The organism is Amaricoccus solimangrovi (genome assembly GCF_006385685.1).
Taxonomy (GTDB): Bacteria; Pseudomonadota; Alphaproteobacteria; order Rhodobacterales; family Rhodobacteraceae; genus Amaricoccus; species Amaricoccus solimangrovi.
Genome location: NZ_VFRP01000025.1, coordinates 33,781 through 54,633, shown reverse-complemented (window position 1 = coordinate 54,633; position 20,853 = coordinate 33,781). Strand labels below are relative to the sequence as shown.

21 protein-coding genes are annotated in these 20,853 nt (G+C 68.3%); 10 read left to right on the top strand and 11 right to left on the bottom strand.

Annotated elements, in window-relative coordinates:
• Positions 1 to 178: 178 nt before the first annotated feature.
• Genes FJM51_RS18840 through FJM51_RS18815 form a run of 6 tightly spaced genes read right to left on the bottom strand, consistent with a single transcriptional unit; the run spans position 179 to position 6,440 of the window.
• On the bottom strand, positions 179 to 1,177 hold the full coding sequence (locus FJM51_RS18840; RefSeq protein WP_140455683.1) for an ornithine cyclodeaminase family protein: 999 nt from the start codon (positions 1,175 to 1,177) through the stop codon (positions 179 to 181).
• Positions 1,178 to 1,193: 16 nt separating this feature from the next.
• Positions 1,194 to 2,609: a M24 family metallopeptidase gene (locus FJM51_RS18835; protein ID WP_140455682.1), complete on the bottom strand. Its 1,416-nt coding sequence runs from the start codon at positions 2,607 to 2,609 to the stop codon at positions 1,194 to 1,196.
• 31 nt (positions 2,610 to 2,640) lie between these two features.
• Positions 2,641 to 3,480 carry an ABC transporter permease gene (locus FJM51_RS18830; protein WP_140455681.1) on the bottom strand — a complete coding sequence of 280 codons (840 nt, stop codon included), beginning with the start codon at positions 3,478 to 3,480 and terminating at the stop codon, positions 2,641 to 2,643.
• Complete coding sequence (locus FJM51_RS18825; protein WP_140455680.1) at positions 3,473 to 4,303, bottom strand: ABC transporter permease; 831 nt, start codon at positions 4,301 to 4,303, stop codon at positions 3,473 to 3,475. The genes FJM51_RS18830 and FJM51_RS18825 overlap by 8 nt, the downstream gene beginning before the upstream one ends.
• Positions 4,304 to 4,326: 23 nt before the next feature.
• On the bottom strand, positions 4,327 to 5,367 hold the full coding sequence (locus tag FJM51_RS18820; RefSeq protein ID WP_140455679.1) for an extracellular solute-binding protein: 1,041 nt from the start codon (positions 5,365 to 5,367) through the stop codon (positions 4,327 to 4,329).
• A gap of 11 nt (positions 5,368 to 5,378) precedes the next feature.
• Positions 5,379 to 6,440, bottom strand: a complete 1,062-nt coding sequence (locus tag FJM51_RS18815; RefSeq protein WP_140455678.1) for an ABC transporter ATP-binding protein — start codon at positions 6,438 to 6,440, stop codon at positions 5,379 to 5,381.
• Positions 6,441 to 6,551: 111 nt separating this feature from the next.
• Here FJM51_RS18815 and FJM51_RS18810 point away from each other — a divergent pair, with 111 nt between their 5' ends.
• Entirely contained in the window at positions 6,552 to 7,394 is an 843-nt protein-coding gene (locus FJM51_RS18810) for a GntR family transcriptional regulator (protein WP_140455677.1), read from the top strand.
• 75 nt (positions 7,395 to 7,469) lie between these two features.
• On the opposite strand, the gene FJM51_RS18805 is transcribed toward FJM51_RS18810, so the two are convergent.
• Genes FJM51_RS18805 through FJM51_RS18795 form a run of 3 tightly spaced genes read right to left on the bottom strand, consistent with a single transcriptional unit; the run spans position 7,470 to position 10,415 of the window.
• Complete coding sequence (locus FJM51_RS18805) at positions 7,470 to 8,600, bottom strand: sugar phosphate isomerase/epimerase family protein (protein WP_140455676.1); 1,131 nt, start codon at positions 8,598 to 8,600, stop codon at positions 7,470 to 7,472.
• Positions 8,601 to 8,640: 40 nt separating this feature from the next.
• Entirely contained in the window at positions 8,641 to 9,480 is an 840-nt protein-coding gene (locus FJM51_RS18800; RefSeq protein ID WP_140455675.1) for an amino acid ABC transporter permease, read from the bottom strand.
• Positions 9,481 to 9,485: 5 nt separating this feature from the next.
• Entirely contained in the window at positions 9,486 to 10,415 is a 930-nt protein-coding gene (locus tag FJM51_RS18795; protein WP_140455674.1) for an ABC transporter substrate-binding protein, read from the bottom strand.
• Positions 10,416 to 10,640: 225 nt separating this feature from the next.
• On the opposite strand from FJM51_RS18795, the gene FJM51_RS18790 reads away from it, so the two are divergent.
• The gene (locus tag FJM51_RS18790; protein ID WP_306419450.1) at positions 10,641 to 11,441 is read left to right on the top strand and encodes a GntR family transcriptional regulator; all 801 of its coding nucleotides are present in this window, start codon (positions 10,641 to 10,643) and stop codon (positions 11,439 to 11,441) included.
• Between the two features lie 128 nt (positions 11,442 to 11,569).
• Here FJM51_RS18790 and FJM51_RS25360 read toward each other — a convergent pair whose 3' ends face one another.
• Positions 11,570 to 11,827 carry an RES domain-containing protein gene (locus tag FJM51_RS25360; RefSeq protein WP_140455672.1) on the bottom strand — a complete coding sequence of 86 codons (258 nt, stop codon included), beginning with the start codon at positions 11,825 to 11,827 and terminating at the stop codon, positions 11,570 to 11,572.
• A 487-nt stretch (positions 11,828 to 12,314) separates the two neighbouring features.
• Entirely contained in the window at positions 12,315 to 13,259 is a 945-nt protein-coding gene (locus FJM51_RS18780) for an IclR family transcriptional regulator (RefSeq protein WP_181164633.1), read from the bottom strand.
• 230 nt (positions 13,260 to 13,489) lie between these two features.
• Between FJM51_RS18780 and FJM51_RS18775 the strand changes: the two genes are divergently transcribed.
• Genes FJM51_RS18775 through FJM51_RS18740 form a run of 8 tightly spaced genes read left to right on the top strand, consistent with a single transcriptional unit; the run spans position 13,490 to position 20,851 of the window.
• Positions 13,490 to 14,803: an ABC transporter substrate-binding protein gene (locus tag FJM51_RS18775; protein WP_140455670.1), complete on the top strand. Its 1,314-nt coding sequence runs from the start codon at positions 13,490 to 13,492 to the stop codon at positions 14,801 to 14,803.
• Between the two features lie 58 nt (positions 14,804 to 14,861).
• Entirely contained in the window at positions 14,862 to 15,710 is an 849-nt protein-coding gene (locus FJM51_RS18770; protein ID WP_140455669.1) for an ABC transporter permease, read from the top strand.
• Between the two features lie 13 nt (positions 15,711 to 15,723).
• Positions 15,724 to 16,491 carry an ABC transporter ATP-binding protein gene (locus FJM51_RS18765; RefSeq protein WP_140455668.1) on the top strand — a complete coding sequence of 256 codons (768 nt, stop codon included), beginning with the start codon at positions 15,724 to 15,726 and terminating at the stop codon, positions 16,489 to 16,491.
• Positions 16,491 to 17,360: an ABC transporter permease gene (locus tag FJM51_RS18760; RefSeq protein WP_140455667.1), complete on the top strand. Its 870-nt coding sequence runs from the start codon at positions 16,491 to 16,493 to the stop codon at positions 17,358 to 17,360. Before FJM51_RS18765 ends, FJM51_RS18760 begins: the two co-directional genes overlap by 1 nt.
• 28 nt (positions 17,361 to 17,388) lie before the next feature.
• Positions 17,389 to 18,138: an SDR family NAD(P)-dependent oxidoreductase gene (locus FJM51_RS18755; protein ID WP_181164632.1), complete on the top strand. Its 750-nt coding sequence runs from the start codon at positions 17,389 to 17,391 to the stop codon at positions 18,136 to 18,138.
• Positions 18,139 to 18,190: 52 nt separating this feature from the next.
• Positions 18,191 to 19,432 (top strand): Zn-dependent hydrolase, encoded by a 1,242-nt coding sequence (locus FJM51_RS18750; RefSeq protein WP_210240347.1) that lies wholly within the window; start codon positions 18,191 to 18,193, stop codon positions 19,430 to 19,432.
• A complete protein-coding gene (locus FJM51_RS18745) occupies positions 19,432 to 20,472 on the top strand; it encodes an NAD-dependent epimerase/dehydratase family protein (RefSeq protein WP_140455664.1) in 1,041 nt (346 codons plus the stop codon). Before FJM51_RS18750 ends, FJM51_RS18745 begins: the two co-directional genes overlap by 1 nt.
• A 22-nt stretch (positions 20,473 to 20,494) precedes the next feature.
• Positions 20,495 to 20,851, top strand: coding sequence for a RidA family protein (locus FJM51_RS18740; protein WP_140455663.1), 357 nt, complete (start codon positions 20,495 to 20,497; stop codon positions 20,849 to 20,851).
• Positions 20,852 to 20,853 lie beyond the last annotated feature (2 nt).

The window sequence follows — 20,853 nt, the reverse complement described above, 5'->3', positions numbered from 1 at the left end:
CCGCGGCATCGACGTCGAAGTCGTGGAACGGTATCCCGCGCAGGGACGCCAGCCGCGCTGCCGATGCCCGACTTGGAGCAGCCCGTCAACCCGACCGGCACCACGCACGGATGCGGCCGGATGGCAGAGCGCGTTTCAGGGGCGGGATCATGCATGGCCGGCCCTTCCGGTCGCGCGCCTATCCCGCGAGGTCGATCTCGAGACCCACTCCCTCCGCGCGGGCCCGCGCAAGAAGCAGGGCGCCGATGGCGACGTCCTGCATCGCGATCCCGACCGAGTTGTAGAGGGTGATCTCCGCGGGTGAGGTCCGGCCGGGGGCCACGCCGGTGATGACGTCGCCGATCTCGGGTCCCACGTCGGCCGCGGCGAGCGCACCCTCGGCGATCGCGAGCAGCAGGTCGCCCGATTCATGCGTCGCGGTCTCCCGGCTGTCGAGAAAGACCCGCGCGCGGGCCATCCCGGCGGCGTCGATCTCGCGGTGATCGGGTCTCGGTGGCGCGCCGACGGCGTTCACGTGCTGGCCCGGCCGGAACCAGGCCCCCTCGACCACCGGCTCGCGCGAGGGGGTGAGGGTCGAGACGACGTCGGCTTCCGCGAAGACGTCGCGCGGCGTCGCCATGGCGGCGACTTCGAGGCCCGGATGCGCCTCGGCGATCCGGCCCGCGAAGCGCGCGGCGGTCTCGGGGTTGCGGGTCCAGAAGACGACGCGTTCGAAGGGGCGGACGTGGGTCAGCGCCCTCACATGTTCGACGGCGAGGTCCCCGGCGCCGATCAGGCCGAGCACGCGGCTGTCCTCCCGCGCGAGGTGACGGGTCGCGACGGCGCTCGCGGCGGCGGTGCGGATGCGCGTCGGGATCTGGCCGTGGATGATCCCCTCGCAGGCGCCGGTCTCCTTCGAGACCAGCATCAGCACCGAGCGCTGCGTCGGCAGGCGGCGGGCGGCGTTGTCGGGGATGTCGGCGAGAAGCTTGACGGCGGCGAGCCCCTGGCGGTCGGCGAGCGCCGTCATGGTCAGGAAGGCGCCGGTCCCGGAGGGGAGCGATATCGCGCCCGGCGCGGGCTGGGCGGCGGTGCCGCGCGACATGTCGGCATGGGCGGCTTCCACCGCCTCGATGACCTCGGCCATGGTCACGAGGCCTTCCACCTGCGAGCGGGAGAGGATCAGGGTCTTGTTCATCGGCGCTTCCCGGATTTCAGACGGCGACGCGGTGGGTTTCGAGCGGCGTGTGCCGGCTCAGGTTCTCGAATCCGTCGGCGGTGACGAGATAGAGGTCGCCGATGTTGCAGCCCGCCGACATCGGCTCGAGCCACTGGGTGTGCAGCACGAAGATCATTCCCTCCTCCAGCCGGTCGTAATTGTGCGAGGAGATGTTATAGGCGTTCTGCCCGCCCGCCATCCCCACCGCGTGACCGAGGTTCGGATTGTGCGGGCCTGGCGTCGCCGGATAGACGTGCGTCAACCGCCTCCCTTGCGCCTCGTAGTCAGCGTCGGGAACGTACTGGACCGGCAGTTCGCGGAAGCCGCCGTCCTCGGCGGTGCTCCAGTTGTAGGGCATGGTGCGCGCCTCGGAATCCTTGATCAGCCCAGCCTCGATGTAGGGAATAAAGGCCGCGTTGTTGATGTCGCGGAAGGTGGCGCCGGGGCGGATCAGCTTCTCCGCCGCCTTCACGCCGCGCGCGCAGGCGTCGAGCACCAGTTCCTGCCGTTCGGTTGGCGTACCCATGGCGATCATGCGCGCGGTCTGCGCGGTATAGCCCTGGTAGGTGACATTCGAAACATAGAGGTTGATGAGGTCGCCCCTCCGGATCACCCGGCCGTAGGGCTTGCCGCAATGCGTGCCCCATTCGTTGGCGCCGATCTGGTAGCCGTCGCCGGTCTCGCCGCCGCGCGCCATCTGCGCCATCGTGAAGGCGGCGAAGATCTCGTAGTCCGTCACGCCCGGCCGCGCGACGTGATAGGCCGCCTGGGTCGCGATGCTGATGAGCTGCGCCGCGGTCCGGGTCACGGCGATTTCGGCGGCGCTGCGGATCCGCTGCGTCCGGTCGATGATCGCGTGCTGGTCGGAGAATCGCGCCCCCGTCATCGCCCCCGCGAGCGCCGCCTTGAAGGGCGCCGAGCGCTTGTCACCGATGATCCCGATACTGCCCCGCGAGAGGCCGAACTCGGCGAGGACCTTCGTCACCGCCTGGATCGTCTTCACGCCGCTGTCGCCGGGGATGTCGGCGTATTCGCGCCCGACGGCGCCGACCTGGAGGATCCGCTCCACCCCGACCGGCTCGCCCCCCGGGGGCAGGATCACCGACTGGGTGAAGAAGGAGACGAGCACCGGCGCCTTGTCCTCGTCCATCGGGATGATGAGCACGCCCTCGCGCATCCAGTCGCAGAGATAGCGCAGGTAATGGTTCGAGGCGTGGAACCAGCCGACTGTGTCGCTGTGGACGATCAGCGCGTCGAGGCCCGCCGAGACGCCCTCGCGCTTCACCTTGCGCATCCGCTCCGCGTATTCCGCGACCGGGATCGGCGGCGCCGGGACGAAATCGAAATCAGGCGCGAAGTCTCCCAGAAGGGTCTCGATCGAACGGGGCCGGCTGGCGGTCAGGGTGGTCATCGGAGCATCCTTTTTCTTGTTGGTTCGAGGTTCAGCGCGCGGCGCGGCCGGTGAAGCGTCGCAGCGTGAACATGAGCAGCGCCGCGGCGAGGATCAGCAGGCCCGAGACCGCCGCCACACGTCCGTCGAGACTTTCCTCGAGCATCGCGAAGAGACGGAGCGGCAGCATCGTGCGTCCAGGCTCGCCGAGGAAGAGGGTCACCGAGACATTGTCGAGCGACTGCATGAAGACGAAGAAGGCGCCGGCGAGGATGCCGGGGGCGATCCCGGGCAGGCTGACGCGCAGGAAGGTCCGCGCGCGGGAGGCGCCGAGCGTCGCCGAGGCTTCCTCGAGCGCGGGGTTCATCCGCTGGGCGAGGCCGAGCACGGTACGGAACATGAGCGGGGCGAAGACGGCGCTGTGTCCGATCAGGACTGCGATGAACGACGGCCCGAGACCGAGCAGGCTGAGCGCGAGGAGCGCCGCGAGCGCGTAGACGAGGCTCGGGAGCACCAAGGGCGCGAGCAGGATCGGCTCGACCGCGTTCACCATCTTGCGCGGGGCTCGGGCGAGCGCCCAGGCGGCGGGGGCGGTGATCAGCGTCACCATGACCACGACGCAGAGCGCGATCTCGAAGGAGTTCTTCGCCGCCGTGTGGATCGGCTCGGACTGGACGGGATCGAGCAGCGCCGCGTACCAGCGCAGCGACAGGCCCTTCGGCGGGAAGGCGAGCGTGGTGCCAGAGTTGAAGGACATGAGCAGCGCGAGCAGGATCGGGCCGATCAGGTAGATGAGGACGAGGATCCCGGCGCCCCAGACGAAACCCCAGTAGAGGATGGCGCCGAGGTCAGGGCGGGCGCGCTCGGCGGGGATGAGAGCGGTGTCAGCCATGGGCGCGGAGCCTTTCGTGTCTGGCGAGCATGGTGAGCCCGAGCATGATGATACCGGTGGAGATCAGCAGAAGGATCGAGATCGCGGCGGCGGAGGGCCACTGGAAGAGCACGCCGACCTCGCGATAGACGAACCGCGGCAGGTAGATGAGCCGCGCGCCGCCGATGACGCTCTGCGTCACGTAGGAGGTGGTGGCGGAGGCGAAGACCAGCACCCATCCGGCGAGGACCGCGGGGATGATCTGCGGGAAGATCGCGCTGAACCAGGCGCGCCAGCGACCGGCGCCGAGCACCTCGGCGGCGTCGAGAGTGGCGCGGTCGGCGCGGTTCAGGACCGAGAAGACCGGCAGGAGCAGGAGCGGAAGCTCGATCTGCGCCAGCGCCATGATGAGCCCCATCTCGGTGTAGAGCAGCGAGAACGGCCGGTCGACGAGGCCGAGCGCGAGCATCGTCTGGCTGATCGGGCCGTTGCGGCCGAGGATCACCACCCAGGCGAAGGTGCGCACCACGTTCGCCGTCAGCATCGGCAGGAGCGCGCAGACGAGGATCACGCCGCGCAGCCTCGGCCCCGCGTGCCAGTAGAGCATGACGAGCGGCAGCGCGAGCAGGCTCACGAGCCCCGTCACCTTGGCCCCGAGCAGCAGCGTGCGGACCAGCACGCCGCGCTCGAAGGGGTCGTCGAGGAAGGCGACGAAGTTCCCGATCCCCCAGCCGCCCTCCGCTCCCCTCAGGCTGATGCCGAGGAGGAGCAGGAGCGGCGCGAGGAAGAACAGCACCATGAAGGCGATCATGGGCCAGGCCAGGAGTGTGTCTTTGCGGATCATCGGTGCTGTCCTCCCTCTCCGGCTTACTGGGAGACGATGCGGTCGAAGGTCTCGGTCCATTCGGCGCGGTGCTTGTTGATCGCCGCCCAGTCCGGATAGACCGCCGCCGCCAGCTGCTCGGGCGTCACGTATTCCGCGACGACGGAGGAGAACGGCACCTCGGTGTTGGTCGGGATCATCGCGGTCGGCGCCTCACCGAGCTGGGTCTGCGCCGCCGCGGAGATCGCCGCGTCCATGTAGGCGTAGACCGCGTCCGGATCGCTCGCGCCCTTGACGAGATGGATCGAGACCGGGACCGCCGGGGAGCCGCTTTCCGGGTGGGCGAATTCGGCCGGCATCCCGAGCTCCTTGAGCTTCGCGACGTTGCCGGTCGAAGCCATGAAGACGGCTACTTCGCCCTGCTGGTACATCGTCATCTGGTTCGAACCGGAGGTCGCGATGATCAGGTCCTTGAGGTGGTCCTTGATGAGGTCGAAAACCGGCTGCATGTTGTCGTAGGTGCCGCCGTAGAGCTTGTTGATCTCCGTCCAGGCCATCGTCGCGGTGTTGGAGCCAAAGCCGATCTGCGCGACCTGACCCGCGTATTGCGGATCCTCGAAGAGCGCCTTGTAGCCCGAGGGCTTCTCGACGACTTCGGGGTTGTAAGCGATGCCGTTGACCTCGACGGTGACGTAGGGACCCCATTCATTCTGGGCCATCGGGGCGAGCTTGTCCCAGTTCTTGAGCTTGGTCGGGTCGATCTTCTCGATCAGCCCGGCCTCGATCAGGATCGCCGACTGGCCCGGCGAGACGAGCAGCGCGTCATAGGGCGGCTGGCCCGGGCTCGCCATCAGCTTGGCGATCTGGTCCTGGGCGAGCGCGGGCGCGATCGTGAGGTCGTAGCCGGCTTCCTTGACCATAGGGGTCAGGATCGTCCGGTATGCGTCTTCCCAGGTGCCGGGGAAGGTCGCGGCGACGACCCGGCCGGACTGGGCGAGCGCCTTGGTCGGGCTGATCAGCGCCGGGGCGGCGAGCGCCGAGAGCGCGGTGAGGGTGAAGGCGCGGCGGGAGAGGTTGAAGGTCATCTCGGTTCCAATCAGGCTTGGGGTGCGGGAAAGACTTGCAGGCGGGCGGGGTTGGGTCGGAGCCAGATGGTCTGGCCCCGGTCCGGGCGCGCTGTGCCGTCGCGCGGCACCTGCGCCTTGAACTGGCTGCCCTCGGGCAGGGTCGCCTCGATGTTCAGGAGCGGTCCCATCATCACCGCGCGGTCGAAGCGCGCTGCGAAGGCGCCCTGCTCCGGCCGGGTGGAGAGCGCCAGGTCCTCGGGGCGGCAGGTGACGACGATCTCGCTCCCCGGCCGGAAGTTCAGCGCGCGGTTGAACCCCAGCTCGGTCTCGTCGCGCGCCTTGAGCCGGGAGGGACCGGTCACGGTCGCCGGGATCCGGTTGGCATGGCCGATGAATCCATTGACGAAAAGGCTCGCGGGATTGTCGTAGATCTCCTCGGGGGAGCCGACCTGTTCGACGCGCCCCTCGTTCATCACGACGAGCTGCTCGGCCACGGCCTGCGCCTCCTCCTGGTCATGGGTGACCATGACGGTGGTGATCCCGACGTCCTCCTGCATCCGCACGAGCTCGGCCTGCAGCTCCGAACGGAGCGCGCGGTCGAGCGCGCCGAAGGGTTCGTCCATCAGGAGCGCGGCCGGGTCGGTCGCCAGCGCCCGCGCCACCGCGACGCGCTGCTGCTGCCCGCCCGAGAGCCGGGGCGGGAAGCGGGCCGCGAAGGGCCGGAGCCGCACGAGATCGAGCAGCCGCTCGACCCGCGCCACCCGCTCCGCCTTCGGGAGCCCGGCGAGGCCGTAGGCGATGTTCTCGGCCACGGTCATGTGCGAGAAGAGCGCGAAGTTCTGGAACACCATGCCGAGCTTGCGGTCACGCACGGCGACGCGGGTGAGGTCGCGCCCGTCGAGGGTGATGCGGCCCTGGTCCGGCACGATCAGGCCGGCGATCGCGCGCAGGATCGTGGACTTGCCGCAACCGCTCGGCCCCAGCAGCGCGACGACCTTGCCCGCCGGAACGTTGAAGTTCACGCCGTGGAGGACCTGTTTGCCCTCGTAGCTGTGATTGACGTCGCTGATCCAAAGTCCCGTCTCGGTCATATCCGCTGTCCTGTCCTCGCCATTCCATCGTCCTCGGTTGAGTCGAGGCTTGACGGCCTTCTGATCGCAAATCAATGCGAAATGATATTCGAAACTTTATCCGCATAAAGGATGATCATATCCTGTGCAGAGTCTGTCCATACTTGTCGAAACCTGCGGCAGCGAGCGCGGCTTCGGCTTGCGGCGAAAGGCGTCGCCAAGGTACATCTGCGCAAGTGGATGATTCCAGATATGGCGCGATTCGCGATGAAAGAAGCCCCGATTCACAGTGACGACATTTGCGAAGATATTTGCGCGACATTGCGCGCGGCCATCTTCGAGGGCGAACTGAAGCCGGGCGACAAGCTCGTCGAGGAGACCATCGCCCGTCACTTCCGGACGTCGCGCACGGTGGTTCGCGGGGCGCTCTCGATGCTGGCGCAGCAGAGCCTGGCCGAGCGTCGTCGCAACCACGGCTCCTTCGTGGCGACGCCGGGCGAGGCGGAGGCGCGCAACCTGCTCGCGACGCGGCGGGTGCTCGAGATCGCGGTGATGGACGCGCTGAAGGGCAAGCTCGGACCGAAGCAGGTCAGCCAGCTCGCGCGGACGATCGCCCACGAGAACCAGGTGCACGCCGGCCATGACCGCGCCGCGAAGAAGCGGATCGCCGGGGATTTTCATTATCTGCTGGCCGAGTTCACCGGAAACACGGTGCTGAACCGCATGCTCGAGAACATTCTCGCGCGCTTGTCGCTCGTCAACGCGCTCTACGAGCGCGCCACGGCCTGCTCCTGCGGCACGGCGCACCACGAGGCGATCCTGTCGCATCTGGAGCGTGGCGACCTCGCGGGCGCGCGCCGCGCGATGGCGGTGCATCTCGATGACATGGAGGCCGGCATCGTCTTCCGGGCGGCCTCCACGGAGGAGGGCGGCCTCCTCGCGATCCTCGAGCGGATGTCGGCCAAGGTCAGCTGAAAAGGCCGGCGCCTTCCGTTTCGCGGAAGGCGCCGGCCCGGTTCTGCGAAGACCGTTTTGGGTGGTGAACCCCGGCTAGGCCATTTTCTCGGGCTGCCGCTGGCGCGTGAGCGGAAGCCCCCGCTCCGCGCAGACCTCCTCGATATGGCGCGCGGAGTCGCGAATGAGCGCGACCGCCTCGCCGAAGCCGTAGGACTGATGCTCGTAGGTCGGATAGCCGTAGCGGCTCGTCTCGTAGCTTTCCCAGCTCTCTACCTCGCCCGCGGCGATACGCGCCTCGATGGCGTCGACCATGGCGAAATAGGCATCCAGCTCCTCCGGCGTCAGGTCCGGGTGCCCGGCCCGCCAGACCGGATCGTCGATCTCGATGCACTGGCGGGGGTTCGCCTGGCGCCGGTTGTCCGCCGTCGACTGCGCGATCTCGAGCGACAGCGTCAGATCCGGATTCACTCCCGCGAGAATCGGCAGGATCGCGGTGAAATCGACCACGCCGGTGCCGACGGTCCGGGGCTGGAAATCGAGGCCGCCGGGCGCGCGGGCGACGAGCGCGTCCTTGACATGGGTCTGACGGATATGCGGCGCGAGCCGCTTCGCCGCCCAGACCGGATGCTCGCCCCGCTGGACCATGTTCGCGGTGTCGAAGACCGCGCCGACGCAATCCTCCCCGACCGCCTCGATCAGCCGCAGGATCTCGAAGGAGGTGATCTCGTCGTGGGTCTCGACGTTCATGTGAACGCCGTTCGCGCGCGCCGCCGGCGCGAGCTTTTTCAGGACCTTCTCGATCGCCAGAAGCTGCTCGTCCCAGGTCACGTCGGTGCGGAACCGGTCGACGGCGAGCCGGCCGCGATAGGCGGCCTTGAAGTTGCCGGGCGAGACCCAGAGTTCCGCGCAGCCGATCGCGACGCTCGCCTCCATCATGCGGATGAGCCCCGCGATGATGTCCCCGCCGCCCGCCGCGCGCAGTTCCGGCGCCTCGGCGCTGCAGTAGGGATTGATCTTGCCGAGCCCGCTTTCGAGATAGAGCCCGAGGTCATCGGCTTTGGCCCGGAGTTCGCGCAGAAAGCCCGCGTCGAGGGTCGGGCTCATGTCGAGCGCGGTGGGAAAGAAGATCCCGCCGAGCCCGAGGTCCCGGACCAGATCGAGGCTCGCCATGGGCCCGCGCTTGCGGAACTCGGGCAGCTTCTGCGCGTCGATTCCAAGCTTCATGTCTCAGGACTCCCAGTTGGTTGCCGGCCTGTGGACCGCCTCAGCGGCGGTCCTTGGCGGCAAGATGCTTTTCGAGATAGTGCTGGCCGATCGACGCGACCGTGGTCAGCGCGAGGTACCAGATCGAGGCGACGAACAAGAGTTCGATGACCATGAAGTTCGCCGCGTAGATCTGCTGCGCCATGGTCAAGAGGTCCTTCATGCCGATGACCGAGACGATGGCGCTCGCCTTCAGCAGGCCGATCGCCTGGTTGCCGGTCGGCGGGATGACGATGCGGATCGCCTGCGGCATCACCACGGTCCAGAGCGTCTTCAGGGGGCTCAGGCCAAGCGCCGCCGCCGCCTCGCGCTGGCCCTGTGGGACCGCGCGCAGGCCCGCCCGGATGATCTCCGCCATGTTCGCCGCCTCGTGGAGCCCAAGCGCCAGGAAGCCAGCCACCGCGGGCGTCACGAGGTCGTTGACCGAGATCGCGTAGTCGCCGGAGCCGATCATCGGAACGAAGAGCGCGATGTTGTACCAGAAGAACACCTGCACCAGCAGCGGCACGCCCCGGAACCACCAGACGAAGGCGGCGGCGATCGCCTTCAAGACGATGTTGTGGCTCGTCGCCATCGCCGCGAGCGCGCCGCCGGCGGCGATGCCGAAGATCATCGCGCCGACCGTCAGCTCCAGCGTCAGGACGATGCCGCCCAGGATGCGCGGATCGACGAGATAGGCGGGGATCTCGCCCCAGAGCACGTTCGGGCTCTGGCTGAGGAACCAGCCGATCCACAGGACGACGAAGATCGCGACGCTGCCCGTAACGACCTGCCCCCACCGGATCCTGGTCGCGACGGGCGGCATGAGATGCTGACTGGTCGAGGATTCGGTGGCGGCCATCCCGCTCACTCCACGGGCATGCTGGCGGCGTCGTTGACCTTCACGGTCTCGACCGCGAGCGGGCCGAGGCCCCATTTTTCCATGATCGCCTTGTAGCCGCCGGCGTCGACCATCTGCTGGAGCGCCGCGACGAGCGTGTCGCGCAGTTCCGCGTTGTCCTTCGCGGTCAGCATCCCGAGATAGCCGACGGCGAGCCGGATATCCGGCAGCGCCTCGAGCCCCTTGCCGTTCCCGACTTGGTTCGCGGTGGTGTAGACGCTGGTCGCATAGCCGTTGACCGTCGCATCCGCCCGGCCGGTCCGGACCGCCTGCAGCACGTCCGGCATCTTCGGAAGCGACATGATCTCCATCGGCGTCTCGCATTTCTCCGAGGCGGCGGTAACCAGACGGTTCTGGAACGTGCCGACCGGCACGGCGACCTTCCTGCCGCAGAGATCCGCCATCGCGGCGATGCCGAGCGGGTTGCCCTGGATCGTCATGATCGTTGTCGCGTCGTACATGTAGTCGATCACATCGACCTGCTTCTCGAGCTCCGGATCGTCGTTGATGCCGGAGATCGAGACGTCGAACCGCCTCGACATGATCGAGGGCACGATCGCCGCCCCCGCGCCCACGTCGGTCATGCGAACCTCGACGCCGAGGATCACGCCGAGCGCCGCGGCGAGATCGGCGTCGATGCCGACGAGCCCGCCGCTCTCGCCATGAAAGCTGATCGGCGGGGTGAGGTCGGTCGCGACCTTGAGCACGCCGGCCGACTTGACCGAGTCGGGAAGCGTGGCTGCCAGCGTCTCGTTGAGCGCGACGCCGGGCAGCGCCGCGATCTCGGCGCTCGGCTTCATCACTTCCGCCGAGCCCTGGGCAAAGGCCGTGGCTCCGATCAGCGCGGCCGTCGCTCCGACGAGCGCCGAGCCGAGGTATTTCCGGATGCCGTTCATGCTATCCCTTTCCATGCCTTCCGTGCGCGGCATTCGGGAGGTCGAGCTCCGCGCCTTACAGCTTGATGATGGCATTTTCGAAAATTCATTCGCAAACTTTTAGTGATTCCTGTTCGTACATTTCCATCAAAGATGCCGCCACCATGAACGATCGCTCATCCATTGGCCACCGCTGGCCAGAACTTGGGCATTCGATGTACCCGGCAATGGCGATCTCGCCGAATCATGGTACGCATGCGAAAACACTATTCGATATCAGGAGGACCTCACTTGGCCGCGCCCAGAACTAGCTTCGAACAAACCGCCGAGGATGCGTCCGAGAGGATCTGCGCGACACTGATGGAAGCCGTCTCCGAGCGCGCGCTGCGCCCTGGCACGAAGCTGATGGAGGACGTGATCGCGCGCCACTTCGGGGTCAGCCGCACGGCGGTGCGGGGCGCCATCGCGATCCTCGAGCGCGCGCATCTGGTCGAGCTGCGCCGCAACCACGGCTCCTTCATCGCCTCGCCGGACCGCGCGGAGGCGAAGCAGCTGCTCGAGACCCGGCGCGTGCTCGAGATGGCCACGGTCGCCGCGGTGATGACCTCGGCCACGCCGGAGGATCTCGAGCGCCTCGCGCGGCTCACGCTCGAGGAAGAAGCGATCCACTCGGGCGCGGACGATGGCGCGAAACAACGGCTCTCCGGCAACTTCCATGTCGAACTCGCGCGCGCCGCCGGGAACGCGGTCATGGAGGAGATGCTGCGCAACGTTCTCGCGCGCCTCTCGCTGGTGGCCTCTCTCTACGAACGCGACGACGGCCGCAAATGCGGCGCCGTCGATCACCGAACCATCCTCGCCGCGATCCGCTCCGGCGACCGCGCCGCCGCCAACGCGGCCATGTCGCACCACCTCGACGACCTCGAAGCGATGCTCGACCTCGACGCATCGCCTGACAACGAGGACTCTCTCTCGACGGTGCTCAGGAAGTTCGCGCCGGATCCGGAGCCCGGAAGCGCGCGCAGGTTGGCCTCCCGGTCCCGCTGACGGGACGTGTTCGCAAAGGCTGGCACTCGCCGCGGGAGGACGGAATTGTCCGCCGGCCGCGGGGACTTCACACCGGCCGCGCAGGCGGTTCCCCTTGCCGCCAGCGCACCGGAGCGCTGACCGCGCCCCTAGCGGTCTGGTACGACAATGCTGACCCTCAGCTCGTTCAGCGTGGCAGCGAATCCCGGCGCGGCGAGCAGTTTCGTCGTCCGAACCGCTCCGAGTTTCCCGATGGCTCGTTCGAACACGGCGATGTTCGTCTGCCCGTTGAGCCGTGACGGATAGATGATGCCGTCTGGTTTGGCGGGATGCTCGTGAAACGCGAGCGACCAGGCTCGCGCGAGGGACTGCCGGGAGGCCCTTGCGACATCGGTCGGAACCCCCATGACTGTGGAAAGGCATGCAATAAGGGCTCTGACTCAATTGCACGCCGAAACACAGGCAGGGCCTCGCGATCCCGCGTGATGACGCTCGCTAGTGCTACCCCGCCGCGCCCTGCGCGCTCCGCGGCCCCGCCGAAAGTCTTCGGTCGCTCATCGGAGGCGGAGGCCGAAATTGACGACCGCATGCCCATCAGCGCCAGCGGGGCCAGCCGCCGCCGCGGGGACGGCTTGTCCGTCGCGCGCGGCCGGTGCGCCCCAGCCAAAGCATCGCCTCGACGAACAGTCGGCTGTCGCGACCTCTGCTCCCCCGCCTCCGCTCGTCTCCGATGATGCGCGACGCGACCCGCTCCCACTCACGCTCGCTCAAGACAAGCCGAATTCCCAACGCCGCCTCCTCCATGGAGACAACCGTGAAGCACGTCCCATCCCCAACAGGAATCCCTAGGATCTCCCCAGACCGTAGGGCGTGCGGCAGAGCCAACGGCCGCGCTCAGGAGGAAATCCAGTCGGACGGGGTGAGCGCCCGCGTCCCCGCGTGGATGCGCTGTAGCGCCTTGCGCAGCGCTGCCGCGAGTTGCTTCTCGTCGAAGGTCCGGTCGGCGAGCAGGAAGGAGAAGCTCGCGATGTAGGCGATCCCTCCGTCCGTGCCGAAGATCGGCGCGGCGATCGCGGTCATGCCGTCGGTGAACTCGCCCACGCTGAGCGCGTAGCCGCGGGCGCGGGTGCGCGCGACTTCGGCGCGGATCTCCTCGAGCTCGGTCGCTGTCCTGCTGGTATATCGGTGCGGCCGCCAGGTGCGGATGTATTCCTCCGTCGCCGCGGCGTCGCTCCAGGCCAGCATCACGCGCAGGTGTGCCACCGCATCACTCGGGAAGCGATGACCCACCGGGTAGTAGACCTGCACGTAGTTGCGGCTCCGGAACGTGTCGATCACGACGAAGGAGCGGTCCGCGAGCGGCTGAGCCAGGACGCAGGGAACATCCGTCTCCTCGACGAGCGTGGCGAGTTCGACGCGGATGGTCTCGAGGGCCGGCGAGTTCAGTAGTGACGAGACGTCCGAAAGCGCGCTCGGCTGCAGCTCGTAGGTCTTGCGCCGGTCGTCGAAGCGCACCCAGTCGAAATAGACGAGTGTGCGCAGGATCGAGTGGCAATGGCTCTTGGTAATGCCCAACAGCCGGGAAATGTCGGCGAGCGTCTGGGGTTCGGGAGCCCGACTGTTCAGCAGCGAGATGATCAGCAGCGAATTGGCCAGCGCGGGCACCACACCCTGCGGGAAATCGCGGCGCCCCTCGGCGGCGCAAGCCTCCTCCCCCGCGAGCAGATCCGCGCGCGACTTTCCAGCCGGAGCGCGCAGCATGATCTCGCGCATCGCATTTGTCCGATCGTTTTCCCGGATCCGCTCGATCAGGCTCAGCGACTGACCTTCCGACTTCATTCCATAGACCTCCGCCTGCTGCCTGGGTTCGGTTTTGCCCCGGGGCAGCCCGGCGCGATCCGCATCATACGTGGGCGCCGCGCGCGTTTTCAAGGCGGCGAAGATTTGGGCGCTCTGCGACCCGTTTGAACAGTCTCGCGCTTGCCGGGGCTCGGGGAGGCGCTTCCGGCTTGGCCCAAAACATTCTTTATGCAGTACATCATATTCAGTAAAGTACATAGGAGCGATTCATGAGCGGGTTCCCGAGCGCGCCGGTCGGACGGCGCAAGTTCCTGCAGACCGGTGCCGCGGCGCTCGCCGCGACCGCCGCCCTGCCGCCGGTCTGGGCGCGGGCTCAGACGGTGCCGGCCATTCCCGAGACCACGGTGCGCTTCGGCGGCTTCGCGGTGACAAACCATTGCTGGACGGTGCTCGCATCGCAGAAGGACTTCCTGAAGGACAACGGCATCACCATGGCGGGCGGCGTGCCGCGCTCGCTGCTCGAGACCCAGGTGGTGCCGCAGCTGATGAACGGCGAGCTCGACATCACGAGCTACTGGTTCGGCCTCGCGATCCAGCAGCTCGACCGGGTGCCGAACCTGCATCCGATCCTCGTCTACAGCTACTTCCAAGGCTCCACGATCGTCGGCGACCCGGCGAAGTACAAGTCGGTCGACGAGTTCATCGCCGAGGGCATGAGCTGGGACGACGCAGCGAAGGCCGCCGTCGAGCAGATGCGCGGCAAGAAGTTCGCGATCACCGCGAGCCCGAGCACGCATCCCTGGAACGAATTCGCTCTCAGTCTCGGCGGCATGAGCATGGCCGATACCGAGACGATCCCGGTCGAGGATCCGAAGGCGGTCCAGCTCGCGATCTCGAACGGCATCGACTTCGCCGCCCCGGGCGGCGCGGTGCAGATCTACCAGCTCCAGTTCCAGGCGGGCTGGAAGCCGATCATGTCGACCCGCCAGATGGTCAAATACATGGCGAGCGGCACCGGCTCACCGCTCAACAGCCTCCTGAACTACGACCTGATCCAGACCACGACGGATTACCTCGAGAACAACCGCGACACCGTCTATCGCTTCGTCGGGGGGATGTACCGCACGCTCGACTATATCTTCGGGCCGAACCAGACCCAGGCGCTGACCGAATACGCGCCCTTCATCAACGCGCAGACCGGCGCGCAGATGGACGCGGAATCGATCAAGTTCATCTTCGAGGACCTCGACCCGTTCTTCCAGTGGAAGGACCAGTCCAAGGTCTGGGAAGACGAGAGCTATGCGCTCAACTACAGGAACATCTACACCTACCAGATCCAGCAGTTCGTGAAGGCCGGCACCATCCCGGACGAGCCCTACGATCTCGACCGCATCTTCGCGGCCAAGGGCATCTGGCAGGAGATGGCCGGGATGAAGGACCGGACCGAGGCGATGCTCGGCAAGGTCTCGGCCACCGACACTGTCGGGCCGGAGCGGCAGGCGATGCTCGACCAGGCGAAGGTTCATCTCGCCAATTTCAACTTCCTCGACGCCGAGCGCTTCGCCCAGGCGGCGACGGCTTGACCCCCACCCCGGCGGACCGGCGGCGCGCCCGCCGGTCCCCGCGACGGAAGATCGCGGCATGACCGACATAGACGCGACGCGGGATGCGATGCCGGTGGCGGACAAGGCCACCGCGCCGGCGCGGCCGTCGCCCGAGATCTGGTGGACGCTCGGCGGGATCGCGCTCTTCTTCATCGTCTGGACGCTCGGTCACCTCGTGATCGGGCGCTACCTGCCGCCGCCCTGGCAGGTGATCGCAGCGGCGGTGACGCATTTCTTCGACAGCCGATACTTCGTCGGCCTCGGCCTGCCGCCCGGCGGCTACTGGCCGCATCTGGTCTCGACCACCTATACCGCGCTCCTCGGCTGCGCGGTCGGCGCGGTCATCGGCACGCTGACCGGGCTCGGCAGCGCGCATTCGAACGTGATCCACCAGATCACCCGGCCGATCGTGGCGATCCTCGGCACCGTGCCGATCCTGGTCGCGGCGCCGTTCTTCCTGATCTGGTTCGGCGTCTCGGAGAACTCGAAGATCATCCTCGTCGCCTTCTATTCGGCCGTGGTGCTGCATCTCTACGCGCTCCGCGCCGTCGAGCACCTGCACCCCTCCTTCGCCGAGAGCGCGAGCACGCTCGGCGCGGGGCCCTGGATGATCTTCCACCGCGTCTCGCTGCCCGGATCGGTGCCCGAGCTCTTCGGTGGCCTGCGTGCCGCGCTTGGCGCCGCTTGGGGGCTCGCCGCGATCACCGAGCTGCTCGGGACCGACCGGGGCATCGGGCGGGTCATCATCACCACCTGGGGCGTTCAGGACATCGCCTCGATGATGGGCGGACTGCTCCTGCTCGCGCTGATCGCGGTCATCGCCGACGCGCTCCTGATGCTTGCCCGCCGCGCCGCGACCCGCTGGATGCCCGAGGGCGCGCTTTGAACCGGAGAGACCGATGATCTCGATCACCAACGCCTCCTGCGTCTTCCGCCACGCCTCGGGCCGCGAGGTCCGGGCGCTCGACCGGATCTCGTCAACGATCGGCGACGGCGAGTTCGTCTGCCTGCTCGGCCGTTCCGGTCACGGCAAGTCGACGCTCCTGCGCTCGCTCGCCGGGCTGAACACGCTGACCGCCGGCGAGATCGCGGTCGACGGCCGGCCGGTCAAGGGGCCCGGCATCGACCGCGGCATGGTCTTCCAGGAGGACACGGTCTTCCCCTGGATGACGGTGCAGGCCAACGTCGAATTCGGCCTGCTCGCCCAGGGGATCCCGGCGGCGGAGCGCCAGGGCGTCGCGCGCGAATGGCTCGACAAGGTCGGGCTCGGCCGCTTCGGCGACAGCTGGCCGAAGGAGCTCTCGGGCGGCATGCGCAAGCGCGTGGCGATCGCCACCGCTTTCGCCGGCGGCGCGCCGATCCTGCTGATGGACGAGCCCTTCGGTCCGCTCGACTACGTGACCCGGCGCGACCTGCAGAACCTGCTGATCGACCTCTGGCGCAGCACCGGGCGGACCATCATCTTCGTCACCCATGACATCGAGGAGGCGCTGGTCCTCGCGGAACGCGCCCTCGTTCTGCGCGCCGGGCGGATCGTCGACGACATCCGCGTTGACCTCACCCGCCCCCGCGACGAGGAGGAACGCGCGAGCCCGCGCGGCATCGCGATCTCGAAGACCATCCTCGGCCATCTCGAGCTCGAGCAGCACACGCCGGGGGCCGCGTGATGGGCGCGATCCGCCGCCTCGGCGCGGGCCTGCGCCGCGACTGGATCAGCGCCATGGTGGTGATCGCGCTCATCGTCGGCTGGGAGATCGCGGGCCACATGGCGCCGCGAAGCCCGCTCCGGGAATCGCCGATCGTGCCGCCCTGGGAGTTCATCTTCGGCCGCGCCCTGACCGGCCTCTCAGACTACTGGAAGATCGAGATGTGGGCGCCGGTGCCGCAGCTCGGCGGCGCGCAGACCCTGCTCGGCGCGGTGCTGGCGCTGGTGTTCCACTCGGCGCTGACGCTGTTCCGGCTGACGGTCGGCCTCGTGCTCGGCGGCCTCGCGGGCGTCCTTCTCGGCCTCGCGCTGTCCTGGTCGTCGCGGGTGCGCAAGCTCGTGGCGCCCTCGCTCCATCTGGCGCGGATGTGCCCGCTGCTCGCAATGATCCCGCTGTTCCAGTTCTGGTTCGGCGCGACCAACTGGGCGGCGATCGTCTTCGTCGCCTATGGCGTCGGCGTCATCTACCTGATCGGCACGGTCAACGCCGTCGCCAACGTGCCGGCCAGATACATCGAGAACGCCCGCGTCCTCGGCGCCTCGCGGCTCCGGATCCATCGCTCGATCATCCTGCCCGCGATCCTGCCCGAGCTCTTCTCGAGCGTGTTCCTCACCCTCGGCCTCGCCTGGTCGGCGGTGATCGGCGCCGAATACATCGGAGTCGAGAGCGGCATCGGCCGGATGGTGATCTGGTCGGAATACTTCTCCAACACCGGCCGCATGGCGCTCATCACCCTCGTCATCCTCGCCTATGCGATGGCGAGCTTCGCGCTCTGCCGCAAGCTGCAGGAGCGCGTCCTCGCCTGGACGCCCAAACGTCCCGGCGCCTGACATCGAACCCGTGAATGGACCAAGCAAGATGAAGAGACTCGAAGGGAAGAAGGCGCTGGTGATCGGTTCGGCGACCGGGATCGGCGCCGCCGTCTGCCGGCTGTTCGGCCAGGAGGGCGCCGACGTGGCGCTCGCCGATCTCGGCCGGACCGAGCCGCGCGAGGCGCTCGTAGCCGAGCTGACCGGCCTCGGCGTCGACGCCTTCGCGCTGGAATGCGACGTCACCGACCGCGCCCAGGTCGAGGCGGCGGTCGCGGCGGCGGTCGCGCGGTTCGGCGCGGTCGACATCGTCGTCAACAACGCCGGCCTCGGCGCCAACGCCGATTTCCCCGATCAGGACTGGGAACAGTGGCACCGGGTGATTGACATCAATCTCAACGGTGTCGCCTATGGCATGAAGGCCGCCCTCGCGCACATGCTGCCGCGGGGCAAGGGACGGATCATCAACACCGCCTCGCAACTCTCGCACAAGCCCGCGCCGGGCAACGCCGTCTATTGCGCCGCCAAGGCCGGCGTCGTCGGGCTCAGCGTCTCGGTCGCGCAGGAGGTGGCGGCGCGCGGCGTGACGATCAACTGCGTCTGCCCGGGGCCGACCGACACGCCGATGTGGAACGCCGGCGACGACGACTGGAACAAGTGGAAGCTCTCGACCCTGCCGATCCGCCGCATCGGCCAGCCCGAGGAGATCGCCTGGGCCTATGTCTATCTCGCCTCCGACGAGGCCGGCTACATGGTCGGCCAGTCGATCTCGCCGAACGGCGGCGACGTGATGTGGTGACGCGCGCCGCGCCCGACCTGCCCAACAAACAACTGGACCAGAGATGAACGTCATGACCTCCCCCCGCGTCGAGATCGACGCCGCCTATGTCGAGCGGCTGATCATGGAGACCGCGGCCTTCGGCGCCTACGGCGAGACCGGCGTCTGGCGCACCGTCTATTCGCCCGAATGGGTCGCCGCCAACGACGCCTATGCACGCTGGTGCGAGGAGGCGGGCCTCGCCGTCACCCGCGACGCGGTCGGCAACGTCTGGGGCCGGATCGAAGGCTCCGAGGGAGGCAAGTCGATCGTCTCGGGCTCGCACATGGACACCCAGCGCCCCGGCGGCCGCTACGACGGCACGCTCGGCGCGCTCGCTGGCCTCATCGCGATCAAGGCGCTCAAGGAGCAGTTCGGCCAGCCGAAGCGCAGCCTCGAGGCGCTCAGCCTCTGCGAGGAGGAAGGCAGCCGCTTCCCCGGCACTAATTTCTGGGGCTCGCGCGGGATCACCGGCCGCATCGCGCCGGGCGACGCCGAGGCGATGAAGGGCTACGACGACGAGACCATGGCCGAGGCGATGCTCGCGATCGGCCTCGATCCTGCGCGCATCCCCGAGGCGAAGCGCGACGACATCGAAAGCTTCGTCGAGCTCCACATCGAACAGGGGCCGATTCTCGAACAGGCGGGCCTTCCGGTCGCGATCGTCGACGCGATCACCGGCATCCGGCATTACGACGTGCTCCTGACCGGCGTGCAGAACCACGCCGGCGGCTTCCCGATGGACATCCGCAACGACCCGGCCGCCGGTTTCGCCGAGATCGCCTCGGGCGTCCTCAACACCGCGCACCGGATGGGCCGCCCGGCGGTGACGACCGTGGGCCGGATCGTGCCCTATCCGAATCGCCCCGCCGTCATCCCGCGCGAGGTCCGCTTCACCATCGACGCCCGCCATCCGGTGCCCGAGAAACGCGCCGAAATGTACGCGGCGCACGAGGGGCTGATGCGCGAGGTCGCGGCGCGGCGCGGTCTCGGGATCTCCTGGGAGCACTACGTCGACCACGAGCCCTGCCTGTCCGACCCCGATCTGGTGAAGACCTTCCAGCAGTCGGCGAAGGAGCAGGGCGTGCCCTTCATGACGATGCCGAGCGGCGCGGGCCACGACAGCCAGCAGATGGCGGCGATCGCCAAGGTCTGCATGATCTTCGTCCGCTCCAAGGACGGCCGCAGCCACACGCCGGAGGAATTCTCCTCGATCGAGGATATCGTCGAGGGCATCCGCGTACTGGCCGCGGGCCTGCACAAGCTCGCCTACTGATGGCCGGGACCGACCCCGAGGGCCCCCGCGTCCTCGTCACCGGCGCGGGCGGCTTCGTGATGAGCGTGTTGATCGCGCGCCTGCTCGAGGCCATGCCCTCCGCCCGCGTCACGGCGCTCGACCTGGCACCACTCGACGCGGCGGCGGTCACCCATCTCGCGCCTTGGCGGGGCCGGATCGACTTCGTGCTCTGCGACGTCACCGACCGCGCCGCGCTCGCCGAGATGGTGGGCGCGGCGGCGCCGGAAATCCTGGTCCATGGCGCGACGATCACGCATGTGCCCGCCTGGGAATACGAGCGGCCGCACGGCTTCATCGACGTCAACATCTCGGGCACGCTCAACGTGCTCGAGGCCGCGCGCGCGGCGGGCGCGCTCCGGCGCGTCCTCCACGTCAGCAGCGCCGCGGTCTACGGCGTGGGAGACCCGGCGGTCGCCCCCGCCGCGCTGGCCGAGGAGGAGCGGTTCTTCCGCCCCTCCGAATACTACGGCATCGGCAAGCTCGGCGGCGAACTCGTCGCGAAGCGGTTCTCCGAACTCCACGGCATCCCGGCGCCGGTGGTGCGCTTCACCCGCGTATTCGGCCCGATGGAGCGGCCGACCGGCGGGCGCAAGCTCATGCACCTGCCGCGCGCGATGATGGCGCATCTGCTCGCCGGCACGCCGATCCGCGTCACCGAGCGTAGCCGCGACACCGCCGGCGACTGGATCAGCGTCGAGGACGTGGCCGAGGCGATGCTGGCGATCCTCGGGACCGAGGGCGCGAACGGCATCTACAACATCGCGACCGGCCGCCCGATCCCGCTCCCGGAGATGCTCGCCGCCGTGCCGGTCGCGGTCGACTGGGTGCCGGACGACGCGCCGGCCGACGCCGATTTCGATCCGGCCCTGCGCCACGGCCAGCACGCCTGGTACGATATTGGAGCACTCCGGCGCGACACCGGCTGGGAGCCCCGACCGATCGCGGCCCAGATCGCGAGCTACGCCGCCTGGGCGCGCGCCAACCCCGCCGCCGTCGCGGCGGAGCCCCTTTCCGCCTGACCGAAGACCCAAAGGACGATCCATGATTACCCGCATCCAACCCGGCACCCGCCTCTCGCATGCCGTGACCTTCCCGCTCTCGGGCACGCTCGTCATGACGGCGGGCGAGGTCGCCGACGATCCCGAGGCGAACATCACCGTCCAGACCGAACAGACGCTCGCGAAGATCGACGCGCTGCTCGCCGAGGCCGGCACCGACAAGACCGCGCTCCTCAGCGCCTATGTCTGGCTGCCCGACATCGGTGATTTCGAGGCGATGAACGCGGTCTGGGACGCCTGGCTGCCCGAGGGCGGCGCGCCGGTCCGCGCCTGCGTCGAGGCCAGGCTCGCGGATCCGCGTCTCAAGGTCGAGATCCAGGTGACGGCTCTGAAGGCGTGAGG

What these genes read in the sequence shown, in the direction of transcription:
- FJM51_RS18840 (WP_140455683.1), bottom strand. Translation starts at nt 1,177, where the DNA reads ATGAACAAGACCCTGATCCTCTCCCGCTCGCAGGTGGAAGGCCTCGTG.
- FJM51_RS18835 (WP_140455682.1), bottom strand. Translation starts at nt 2,609, where the DNA reads ATGACCACCCTGACCGCCAGCCGGCCCCGTTCGATCGAGACCCTTCTG.
- FJM51_RS18830 (WP_140455681.1), bottom strand. Translation starts at nt 3,480, where the DNA reads ATGGCTGACACCGCTCTCATCCCCGCCGAGCGCGCCCGCCCTGACCTC.
- FJM51_RS18825 (WP_140455680.1), bottom strand. Translation starts at nt 4,303, where the DNA reads ATGATCCGCAAAGACACACTCCTGGCCTGGCCCATGATCGCCTTCATG.
- FJM51_RS18820 (WP_140455679.1), bottom strand. Translation starts at nt 5,367, where the DNA reads ATGACCTTCAACCTCTCCCGCCGCGCCTTCACCCTCACCGCGCTCTCG.
- FJM51_RS18815 (WP_140455678.1), bottom strand. Translation starts at nt 6,440, where the DNA reads ATGACCGAGACGGGACTTTGGATCAGCGACGTCAATCACAGCTACGAG.
- FJM51_RS18810 (WP_140455677.1), top strand. Translation starts at nt 6,552, where the DNA reads ATGATCATATCCTGTGCAGAGTCTGTCCATACTTGTCGAAACCTGCGG.
- FJM51_RS18805 (WP_140455676.1), bottom strand. Translation starts at nt 8,600, where the DNA reads ATGAAGCTTGGAATCGACGCGCAGAAGCTGCCCGAGTTCCGCAAGCGC.
- FJM51_RS18800 (WP_140455675.1), bottom strand. Translation starts at nt 9,480, where the DNA reads ATGGCCGCCACCGAATCCTCGACCAGTCAGCATCTCATGCCGCCCGTC.
- FJM51_RS18795 (WP_140455674.1), bottom strand. Translation starts at nt 10,415, where the DNA reads ATGAACGGCATCCGGAAATACCTCGGCTCGGCGCTCGTCGGAGCGACG.
- FJM51_RS18790 (WP_306419450.1), top strand. Translation starts at nt 10,641, where the DNA reads ATGGTACGCATGCGAAAACACTATTCGATATCAGGAGGACCTCACTTG.
- FJM51_RS25360 (WP_140455672.1), bottom strand. Translation starts at nt 11,827, where the DNA reads ATGGGGGTTCCGACCGATGTCGCAAGGGCCTCCCGGCAGTCCCTCGCG.
- FJM51_RS18780 (WP_181164633.1), bottom strand. Translation starts at nt 13,259, where the DNA reads ATGAAGTCGGAAGGTCAGTCGCTGAGCCTGATCGAGCGGATCCGGGAA.
- FJM51_RS18775 (WP_140455670.1), top strand. Translation starts at nt 13,490, where the DNA reads ATGAGCGGGTTCCCGAGCGCGCCGGTCGGACGGCGCAAGTTCCTGCAG.
- FJM51_RS18770 (WP_140455669.1), top strand. Translation starts at nt 14,862, where the DNA reads ATGACCGACATAGACGCGACGCGGGATGCGATGCCGGTGGCGGACAAG.
- FJM51_RS18765 (WP_140455668.1), top strand. Translation starts at nt 15,724, where the DNA reads ATGATCTCGATCACCAACGCCTCCTGCGTCTTCCGCCACGCCTCGGGC.
- FJM51_RS18760 (WP_140455667.1), top strand. Translation starts at nt 16,491, where the DNA reads ATGGGCGCGATCCGCCGCCTCGGCGCGGGCCTGCGCCGCGACTGGATC.
- FJM51_RS18755 (WP_181164632.1), top strand. Translation starts at nt 17,389, where the DNA reads ATGAAGAGACTCGAAGGGAAGAAGGCGCTGGTGATCGGTTCGGCGACC.
- FJM51_RS18750 (WP_210240347.1), top strand. Translation starts at nt 18,191, where the DNA reads ATGACCTCCCCCCGCGTCGAGATCGACGCCGCCTATGTCGAGCGGCTG.
- FJM51_RS18745 (WP_140455664.1), top strand. Translation starts at nt 19,432, where the DNA reads ATGGCCGGGACCGACCCCGAGGGCCCCCGCGTCCTCGTCACCGGCGCG.
- FJM51_RS18740 (WP_140455663.1), top strand. Translation starts at nt 20,495, where the DNA reads ATGATTACCCGCATCCAACCCGGCACCCGCCTCTCGCATGCCGTGACC.